The organism is Actinomadura keratinilytica (assembly GCF_039539665.1).
GTDB lineage: Bacteria > Actinomycetota > Actinomycetes > Streptosporangiales > Streptosporangiaceae > Spirillospora > Spirillospora keratinilytica.
On sequence record NZ_BAABDO010000179.1, the window covers coordinates 1 to 9,463 of the forward strand.

Here is a 9,463-nt window from a genome sequence, read left to right on the forward strand (position 1 = left end):
CTCACAGAACGACATGGCTACGATCCGACTTGAACTGGTCCGCACGCTGACCACGGGCGGCGCCGCCGCGGGCGCCGCGGGCGCGGGCGTGCTGGTCGTGACGCGCTGGCCGATCGGCGCGGCGGGCGCCGCCGCGCTGGTGCTGGCGTGGAACGGCCTGGCGGGCGGGGCCGCGGAGGAGCGGCGCGGCATCGCGCGGCTGGAGGCGCTGGCCGCCTGGACCGAGTCGCTGCGCGACACGATCGCCGGGGCGGTCGGCCTGGAGCAGGCCATCCCCGCGTCGCTGCGGGTGGCCTCCCCGGTGCTGCGCGGGCCGCTGGAGACGCTGGTGGACCGGCTGCACACCCGCGTGCCCATGCCCGAGGCGCTGCGCCGCTTCGCCGACGACCTGGACGACCCGTCCGCCGACCTGGTGATCGCCGCGCTGATCCTCAACGCGCGGCTGCGCGGCCCCGGGCTGCGCGACATGCTCACCGCGCTGGCCGCGTCCGCCCGCGCCGAGCTGGACATGCGCCGCCGCGTCGAGGCCGACCGGCGCTCCACCCGCCGCAGCGTCCGCATCGTCGTCGGCGTGTCCGTCGGCACCGCACTCGGCCTGGCCGTCTTCAACCACGACTACGTGCGGCCCTACGACGACTTCCTCGGGCAGCTGGTGCTGACGCTGGTGATCGGCCTGTACGGGGTGGGGTTCGTGTGGCTGCGGCGGCTGTCCCGGCACGATATGCCCGAGCGGTTCCTGACCGGGTCGCGCACGGCGCAGCCGGGCGTCCCCGGCGAGGTCCCGACCACGGTGGCGGCGTGGCGGGCGGGCGGCCCGTCCGGGGACGGCACGGTGCTGCGCGGACGGCACGCGATGGACGCCGGCGGAGGGGGATCGGCATGACGGGAGACGGCATGACGGGCCCGCTGCTCGCGGGCGCCGTCGTCGGCGTCGGACTGTATCTGCTGGTGCGGGCGCTGTTCCCGCCGCGTCCCGGGCTGGCGGCGCGGCTGGCCGCCTTCGACGCGGCCCGCCGCCGCGACCAGGAGGACGCCGCCCGGCGCATGTCGCCGACGCTGGAGAAGGTGGGCGGACTGCGCGCCCGCATCGGCCGCGAGCTGGTGCGGCTGTGCGAGGCGCGCGGCTGGCGGCTGCAGTCGGTGCGCGCCGACCTGGCCATCACCGGGCGCTCCCTGGAGGCGTTCCTGGCCACCAAGTTCCTGCTGCCCGCCGCGGCGCTGCTGTTCATCCCGGTGGTCGCCGGATACTTCGCGCTGCTGGGCGCCGGGGTGTCGTTCCAGGTCCCGGTGTGGATCTGCGTGCTGTTCGCGGTGCTGTTCTTCTTCTTTCCCGACATGCAGCTCAAGGAGGAGGCGCGGGCGCGGCGGCAGGACTTCCGGCACGTCGTCGGCGCGTTCCTGGACCTGGTGTCGATGAACCTGGCGGGCGGACGCGGCGTGCCCGAGGCGCTGGTGACCGCGTCCAACGTCGGCGAGGGCTGGGCGATGCTGCGCATCCGCGACGCGGTGGCGGCCGCCCGCATCACCGGGCAGACGCCCTGGCAGGCGCTCGGCCGCCTCGGCGACGAGCTGGACATCGACGAGCTGCGCGACCTGTCGGGCGCGCTGGCGCTGGTCGCCGACGACGGGGCGCAGGTGCGCAAGTCGCTGGCGGCGCGCGCCGCGTCCATGCGCAGCCGGGAGCTGTCGGAGCTGGAGGGCAAGGCCGGGGAGCGGTCCCAGTCGATGCTCGTCGCCCAGCTCCTGCTGTGCGCCGCGTTCCTGATCTTCCTGGCCTATCCCGCGGTGATGCGGGTCATGGCAGCCTGACCATGACCGCCCGACGACCCCCGACGACCGACCGGCCCAGCCCGACCCAGACCCCGGCGAGGAGAAGCGATGCCACCGACCAATCCGCTGAACGATCCGGCCATCCTCTACCTGCGCGCGCTGCTCGGCGACCGGCTGCACCGGCTGCGCGCCGGCGACGGCCGCGACCGCGGCGCCTCGGCCATCGAATGGGCGATCATCACGGCGCTGCTGGCCGCGATCGCGCTCGGCGTCGGCGTGCTGATCAAGCAGAAGGTCGAGCAGGCCGCCGGCAACATCAGGACGGGGTGAGGCGCCCGGCCATGCCCGCTCCGGTCCGCATCCGGTCACAGCGCATCCGGTCACAGCGCATCCGGTCACAGCGCATCCGGTCGCGAGCCGTGCCGCCGCGCAGGGGCGGCGGGTGCGGCGACGGCGGCGCGTCCACCCTGGAGTGGGCGCTGCTGACGCCCGTGCTGATCCTGGTGATGCTGTGCGTGGTGCAGTTCGCGATGGTGTACCACGCCCGGCACGTCGCGCTGGCGGCGGCGCAGGCGGGCGCCCGGGTGGCGCGCACCCAGCCCGTCGGCGGCGGCTGGCAGGACGCGGCGGTGGCCAAGGCGACCGGCGACGTCCGCCAGATCGGCCCGCAGCTGATCAGCGGGCTGCGGGTGCGGACGGGCGAGACCGGCGACCAGCGCTGGGTGGAGGTCAGCGGGGAGGCGGTGCGGGTCATCCCGTTCCTGACCTTCCGCGTGGCGCAGCGGTCGCAGGGGCCGATCGAGTGCTTCCGCCCGGACGTGGGGGAGGGCACGGCCTGCGAGGGAGGCGCCCGGTGACGAGCACGCCCACCGGCCCGCGGCCACATCCGGCCAGGCCCGACGCGGGATCCATGTCGCTGGAGCTGGTGCTGGTCGCGCCGCTGTTCGTGGCGTTCCTCATGCTGCTGGCCGGGGCCGGCCGGATCGTGGACGCGCAGAGCCAGGTGGACGGCGCCGCCCGCGACGCGGTGCGCGCCGCGTCCGTGGGACGCAGCGCGGGCGCCGCCGTCCGGCTCGCCGACGAGGCCGCCCGCGCCGACCTCGACGGCTACGACTGGTGCGCCGGCGGGCCGCGCGTGGACACCGACACCAGCGACTGGCGGCCGGGCGGGCGCGTCGCCGTCACCATCGTGTGCGACGTCGACCTCGGCGACCTGACGTTCATCGGCCTGCCCGGCACCAAGGAGCTGCGGGGCCGGGCGGTCGCGCCGATCGACACCTACACCTACCGGGGCACCGACGTCGTCGGCGGTGCGCTGGGAGGCGCGGGATGAGCCGCCGGGCGAGCCGGCGCCGGCACCCGGCCCGCGGCGATCACGGCACGATCGCCACCTACGTCGTGCTGTTCACCCCGGCGGTGTTCCTGCTGGCCGGGCTGCTGGTGGACGGCGGTCTGGCCATCCACGCCCGGCAGCGCGCCGCCGACATGGCCGAGCAGGCCGCGCGGGCCGGCGCCAACGAGATCGACACCGATGCGCTGCGCCGCACCGGGAAGCCGGTCATCGACCCGGGCCGGGCGCGGGTGGCCGCCTGCGACCTGCTGGACGCCTACGGCGAGGACGTCACCGGCCGCAGCTGCGTCGCCGACACCCAGCAGGTGCAGGTGACCGTCCAGCTGACGGTCCGGCCGCAGCTGCTGTCCATCGTGCCGGGGTTCGGGGCGTTTACGATGAGCTCGACGGCGTCTGCCCATCCGGTCACCAGCGGAGACGATCAATAGGGGTCAGATGACGGTACGGCGGACAGGCAACCTCCCAGGCGATCCCCCCACCGGCGGAGAGCCGGGCCTCGGCAGGGCGCCCCGGCTCGGGCAGGCGACGCGCACGCCCGCGCGGGTGGGCGGGCGCCGCGGCCCGCGCGACGTGCTCGCCGCGCTGGGCGCGATCGCCGCGCTGGCCGTGCTGCTGGTCGGCGTGCCCTACGCGCTGCTGGCGGTGTTCGGCTCGCCGATCCCCGACCGGCTGCCGAGCATCGGCGACCTCACCGGGCGGATGGGCGAGAGCGCCCTGATCACCGTGCTGGTGGACCTGGTCTGGCTGGCGTGGCTGCAGTTCGCGCTGTGCGTGGTCGTCGAGGTGTACGCGGGGGTGCGCGGCATCGGCGTGCCCGCGCGGGTGCCGCTGGCGGGCGGCACCCAGTCGCTGGTGCACCGGCTGGTGGCGACGGCGCTGCTGCTGTTCACCGCCACCACGGCGATCATGCCGGCGTTCTCCGGCCGGGAGCTGCACCAGCAGCGTCCCGCGCAGGTGCAGACGCAGGAGTTCCGCCCGGTGGCCGCGGTCGCCGCCGCCCCGCAGGCGGCCGCCGCGGCCGAGCACGCCGCCCCGGAGCAGGCCGCCGCCGGCGCGGAGCGGTCGGCCCGCACCACCAAGATCTACCGGGTGCAGCCGCCGGAGGGCCGCCACCACGAGAGCCTGTGGGAGATCGCCGACAAGTGCCTGGGCGACGGCCGCCGCTACAAGGAGATCTACGCGCTCAACAAGGGCCGCACCCAGCCGGACGGCAGCCGCCTGACGATCGCCAGCCTGATCCGCCCCGGCTGGATCCTGGAGATGCCCGCGGACGCCAAGAACGCCAAGGTCATCCCGGTCGAGGAGCTGGACGACTACTTCCGGCACGGCCACGCCGTCCCCGACAAGCCCAAGGAGAAGCCGCGCCCCGCCCCCGAGCAGGGCACGCCGTCCAAGCCCGCACCGCAGAAGCCCGCGCCGCAGACTCCCGCACCGCGCACGCCGGCCCCGCGGACGCCCGCCCCGCAAGCGTCGGCCCCGCAGACACCGGCTCCCCAGGCGTCCGCGTCGCAGACGCCCGCGCCCCAGGCGCCGGCTCCGGCGCCCGCGGCGTCCGAACCCGCCCAGACCCCCACGACGCCCGCCCCGAAGCCGTCCCAGACCAAGGCGCCCGAGACGCCGCACGCGTCCAGCACCCCGGCGCCGCAGCCGTCCAACGAGATGGGCGGCCGCGCCGACACCGGCGGCGCCGAGGTGCCGGGCCACCGCGACGGCGCGGTCCTGCCGTTCGACCTGGACTGGCCGCACGGGCTGGCCGCGGCGTCGCTGCTGGCCGCCGGGCTGCTCGGCGCGCTCGGCCGGCGGCGGCGCGCGCAGATGTGGCACCGCGCGTTCGGCCACATGATCAAGCGGCCGGTCGGCGCCGCCGCGCAGGCCGAGCAGGCGCTGCGGTTCGGCGCCGACGAGAAGGCCGCGCGCCTTTTGGACCTGGGGCTGCGGCACCTGTCGCGGTCGATGGCCGCCGAGGGGCGCGCCCTGCCCACCGTCTACGGCGTGCACCTGGGCCCGGCCAGCCTCGACCTGTGGATCGCCCCCGCCGACCGCAACCCGCCCGCCCCCTGGCAGTCCTACGACGACGGGCAGGTGTGGCGGCTGCGCGCCGACGCACTGCCCGCCCTGGAGGCGTCCGACCTCGGTGACGTGCTCGCCCCCTACCCGGGGCTGGTGTCGATCGGCACCAACCCCACCGGCCGCATCCTGGTCGACCTGGAGGCCGCGCACGGCCTGATCGCGCTGAACGGCCCGCCGGACGTGCGCCGCTCCGCGCTGGCCGCGATCGCGCTGGAGCTGGCCACCAACCGCTGGTCCGACCACATGCGGATCACCCTGGTCGGGTTCGGCCGCGACCTCGGCGAGGGCCTGGCCGGCATCGCACCCGACCGCATCCGCGTCGTCGACACCCTGGACGAGGCGCTGCCCGAGCTGGAGGGCCGCAGCGAGGAGGTGCGGCAGGCGCTGGCCGCCTCCGGCGTCGACTCGGTGCTGACCGGGCGCTGCCGCGGCGTGTTCGGCGAGGCGTGGATGCCGCACTACCTGATCATGGCCGAGCAGCCGACCGAGCAGGAGGCCGACCGGCTGGTCGCGCTGGCCCGCACCGGCACCCGGATGGCCGCCGGCTACCTGGTGGCGGGCGAGGTGCAGGGCGCCACCTGGACCTGGGAGCTGGACGCGGCCGGGCGGCTGCACGCCGGGGTGCTCGGCTTCGAGGTGGACGCCCAGCTCGTCCCCGAGGAGCACTACCGCGCCGTGGTGGACCTGTTCCACACCGCGTCGCGGCTGGAGTCGGTGCCGCTGCCGGACGTGGCCGACGACATCCGGCTGCTGGCCTCCGCCGACCAGTCGGGCCTGGCCGAGCCGCCCGGCACCGGCCGGTTCTCGGTGGACATCCGGCTGCTCGGCCCGATCGAGATCGACGCACCCGGCCCGATCGACGAGAGCCGCCGCGAGCTGTGCACCGAGATCCTCGTCTACCTGGCCACGCACCCCGGCGGCGTGCACCCCACGGTGCTGGGCGGGGCGATCTGGCCGCGCGGCGTCAGCGCCGGGGTGCGCGACGCGTCCATCGCCCGGGTGTCGGACTGGCTGGGCCGCGACGCCCGCGGCCGCCCCAACCTGTACTACGACGAGCGGGGCCGCATCCGGCTCGGCTCGGAGGTGCGGGTCGACTGGGCGGTGTTCCGCTGGCTGGTGTGGCGGTCGGCGGCCGAGCCGGAGTCCGAGACCGCCTACATGTCGTACGCGCTGGACCTGGTGCGCGGCCCCGTGCTGGCCGACCGGCCGCGCGGCCGGTACGCCTGGCTGGCCGCCGACGACCTGGAGTACGAGGTGACCGCCCGCGTCATCGACGTCGCGCACCGCCTGGTCGTGCTGCGCCTGGACGAGGGCGACGCCCGCGGCGCCGTCGGCGCGGCCCGCGCCGGCCTGCGCCTGGCCTACGACGACGAGGGCCTGTGGCGCGACCTGCTGCGCGCCACCCACGCCACCGGCGACGAGCACCAGGTGCACGTGGTCGTCGACGAGATGCGCTCCCGTCTGCTCGACCGCAGCGCCTACGACGAGCTGCAGCCCGAGACCGAGGCCCTGATCGAGGAGCTGCTGCCCTACGCCCAGCGCCTCCGGGCCGGCTGACCCCGGCTCACACGAGGGCGGCCGTCAGCGGAAGTGGGCGGTGCCGCCCAGGCTGTAGCGGGCCGGCTGGGGGTAGAGCAGCGGGTTCACCGGGCGGCCGCCCAGCCGCACCATGCCGGTGACTCCGCCGTCGTCCGCCGAGACGGAGTACACCGTGCCGGCGGCCGGGGCGGTGAGCCACAGCGCGGCGCCGTCGGCGGCGGCGCCGCCCAGCGCCGCCGTCCCGGCAAGGGGCAGGCGCCGGCGGCCGGTCACGCGGCGGGCGGCGAAGTCGACGGCGGTCAGCGACCCGTCGCCGCGGCCCAGGACGTACAGGGTTCGGGCGTCCCGGCCGGGCAGCAGACCGGACGCGCCCGGGGCGGTGACGATGAACCCGGTCGCCTGCAGGCGCGCCGCGTCCACCAGCCAGACGCCGCCCCGCACGGCGTCGGCCACGTAGAACAGCGAGCCGTCGGGCGACAGTCGCACCCCCTGGGGGTGGGCGCCGATGGGCAGCGCCAGCGTGCCGGTGGTGACGCGGCGGGCCACGTCGACGCCGACGAGCATGCCCGGACGGACGCAGGCGAGCACGAGCGTGCCCTCGTCGGCGGAGAGGTCGGCGTGCGGGGTGCCGACGCAGGGCAGGCGCAGCGCGGCACGCGCCCGCATGGTGACCGGGTCGCGGAAGACGACCCTGCGCGCGGAGATGGTCACCGCCTCGCGTCCACGGGAGGTGAAGTACAGGCCCCGCACCCCGGGCACGGGGCGCACCCGGCCCCGGCGTCCGCTGCGCGCGCTCACCGGAAGCAGGCCGTCGCGCCCCACCACCCACAGCCACTTCAGATTCCAGGACGGGACGACCCGCGCGTCACGGCCGCCCCCGGGCACGGGGATGCGGCCGACGAGCCGTCCGCCGGGCAGCGCCAGGACGTCCACGGCCCCGGTCGCGGCGTTCGGCACGTACAGGCGGGGCGGCAGCGCCCGCGTCACGGGGCTCCACCTGCCGGGGCGGGTGGCCGCGTAGACGTCGGCGCCGGTCGCCGCCGGGCCCGCGGTGGCCCGGGGACGCGACGCGACCGCGACCGGGGCGGGACCGCCCAGCCCGATCACCGGGTCGTCCGGCGCTCCCTGGCCGGGCGGGTAGAACGGCACGGGCGACTCGCACGCCGACAGCAGGCCGCACAGCACCGCCGTGGCGGCCGCGCGTCGCCGGTGATCTCGTCCGTATCCGCCCAACACGGCCGGAACTGTAGCGGCGAACGCACTCCGCGTGCCCGAGCCATCACGAAAGGTTTCTCAAACCGCGGGGGAGAGGAGGCAGGCGGGACGGCTAGGAGGACTTACCGATGCCGATTCCGAACTCGCGGTAGACCCGCTCCCAGAACCCGTCGCGCAGCCAGGTGCGGGCCTCCTGGTAGGGGCGCAGCGAGCCGCCCAGCTCCTTCTCGGCCTCGATCAGCAGCTCCTTGTCGATGACCGGCGGCAGGATCGGGCCGGGCAGCAGGTCGCGGATGTTGTCCCGGCCCCGCTCGAAGATCCACTTCTGTGCGACGTGCTCGCCGATCTCCAGCATGTGGTCGCGGTCGGGGCCGAGCTTGCCCTCGCCCGTACCGGACGCGGGGGCGGTGTGGTTGTTGACGTGCGCGCCGCCGGCGGCGGGCGCGCCCTGCCGCACGGCCGGGTTGGAGCCGACCGGCGCGGCCGGCTGCTTGACCGCCGGGGTGCGCCCGGCGAACACCTGGGACGGCGACGGCACGGGCGCGCGGCCCCCGCCGCCGTCGCGCACCGCCGCCGCGTCCGGCGGGGTGGCGGGCACCGGAAGCGCCTTGGCCTTGGTGAAGTACGGGCGCAGGAAGTCGGCCGGCAGCACCTCGACGGTGTCGGACTCCCACACCAGCCACTCGGCCTGGTTGGAGCCGTGCGTGGGCTCCACGCCCCACAGGTGGACGCGCACGCCGTAGCGCTGCGCGGCCTCCACGGCGGGCAGCATGTCCTCGTCGCCCGCCAGCAGCACCGCGTCGGTGATCGCGCGGTGCCGGGCCAGCGCCTCCAGGTCGTTGCGGAGCTGGGCGTCCACGCCCTTCTGCTGGCCCTGCGCGTTCAGGTTGCCCAAACGCAGCTTCACCAGCGGCAGGTTGGCGATGACGCGCTGGTCGACGGTGGGCTGCTTCTTGGGCGCCGCGTCGTACCAGTAGACCCGCAGCAGCTCGCCGAGCAGCTTGTCGTCGGCGTGGTCGGTCAGCGCTTTGATGAGCTTCTCGGCCGCCACCCGGTATTCGCGGCGCGAGCTGCAGCCGAGGAGCAGGGCACCGGAGGCCGCGTAGAGGTACCCCGCGTCGACGAACACGGCGTATCGCGCGGGCTGTGGGACGAACTCCGAGGTGGCCATGGCCTTTCACCTTATTCGTGCAGGCCCCGTTCCCGTGCGTGAACCACGGTTACATCTGCCTGCTCCTTCTAGGCACAGCTTTTCCCCGGACGGGTGCCGCACACGCTTGCGCCGTGCCCGGCCCGCCCTGGGAAGCCCGCGCGACGCTACCGTCGGAGCGTCCGCGGCGCCACCACCTCGGCCGGCGAAGGGCCGTGTCAGCCTGTGAAGGGCCGTGTCACTTCAGTAGCCGGGTCACCCCGGCAGTCCGCTTGCCCGCCACGCCCCCGGCCCGGTCGGCGGCAGCGGCGCGCGCACCATCCGCGACCGGTCCGCCCAGCGCGACGCGCGCGGCCGCCGCGCCGGGG

The 9,463-nt window shown here is 75.9% G+C and carries 8 protein-coding genes; 6 read left to right on the plus strand and 2 right to left on the minus strand.

Features of this window, described 5'->3' with window-relative positions; genetic code table 11:
* Nucleotides 1-879: 879 nt before the first annotated feature.
* From ABD879_RS30855 to ABD879_RS30880, 6 genes are all read left to right on the plus strand, one after another.
* Nucleotides 880-1,809, plus strand: coding sequence for a type II secretion system F family protein (locus ABD879_RS30855; protein ID WP_345025273.1), 930 nt, complete (start codon nucleotides 880-882; stop codon nucleotides 1,807-1,809).
* Between the two features lie 69 nt (nucleotides 1,810-1,878).
* Nucleotides 1,879-2,100, plus strand: a complete 222-nt coding sequence (locus ABD879_RS30860; RefSeq protein WP_285494102.1) for a Flp family type IVb pilin — start codon at nucleotides 1,879-1,881, stop codon at nucleotides 2,098-2,100.
* Nucleotides 2,101-2,189: 89 nt separating this feature from the next.
* A complete protein-coding gene (locus ABD879_RS30865) occupies nucleotides 2,190-2,627 on the plus strand; it encodes a TadE family protein (RefSeq protein ID WP_345025274.1) in 438 nt (145 codons plus the stop codon).
* Nucleotides 2,624-3,103, plus strand: a complete 480-nt coding sequence (locus ABD879_RS30870; protein WP_345025276.1) for a TadE/TadG family type IV pilus assembly protein — start codon at nucleotides 2,624-2,626, stop codon at nucleotides 3,101-3,103. Before ABD879_RS30865 ends, ABD879_RS30870 begins: the two co-directional genes overlap by 4 nt.
* Nucleotides 3,100-3,549, plus strand: a complete 450-nt coding sequence (locus ABD879_RS30875) for a TadE/TadG family type IV pilus assembly protein (RefSeq protein ID WP_345025277.1) — start codon at nucleotides 3,100-3,102, stop codon at nucleotides 3,547-3,549. Before ABD879_RS30870 ends, ABD879_RS30875 begins: the two co-directional genes overlap by 4 nt.
* 7 nt (nucleotides 3,550-3,556) lie before the next feature.
* A complete protein-coding gene (locus ABD879_RS30880) occupies nucleotides 3,557-6,748 on the plus strand; it encodes a BTAD domain-containing putative transcriptional regulator (RefSeq protein WP_345025278.1) in 3,192 nt (1,063 codons plus the stop codon).
* Between the two features lie 24 nt (nucleotides 6,749-6,772).
* Here ABD879_RS30880 and ABD879_RS30885 read toward each other — a convergent pair whose 3' ends face one another.
* Nucleotides 6,773-7,966, minus strand: a complete 1,194-nt coding sequence (locus ABD879_RS30885) for a YncE family protein (protein ID WP_345025279.1) — start codon at nucleotides 7,964-7,966, stop codon at nucleotides 6,773-6,775.
* 91 nt (nucleotides 7,967-8,057) lie between these two features.
* Nucleotides 8,058-9,116 (minus strand): NYN domain-containing protein, encoded by a 1,059-nt coding sequence (locus ABD879_RS30890; protein ID WP_345025280.1) that lies wholly within the window; start codon nucleotides 9,114-9,116, stop codon nucleotides 8,058-8,060.
* Nucleotides 9,117-9,463 lie beyond the last annotated feature (347 nt).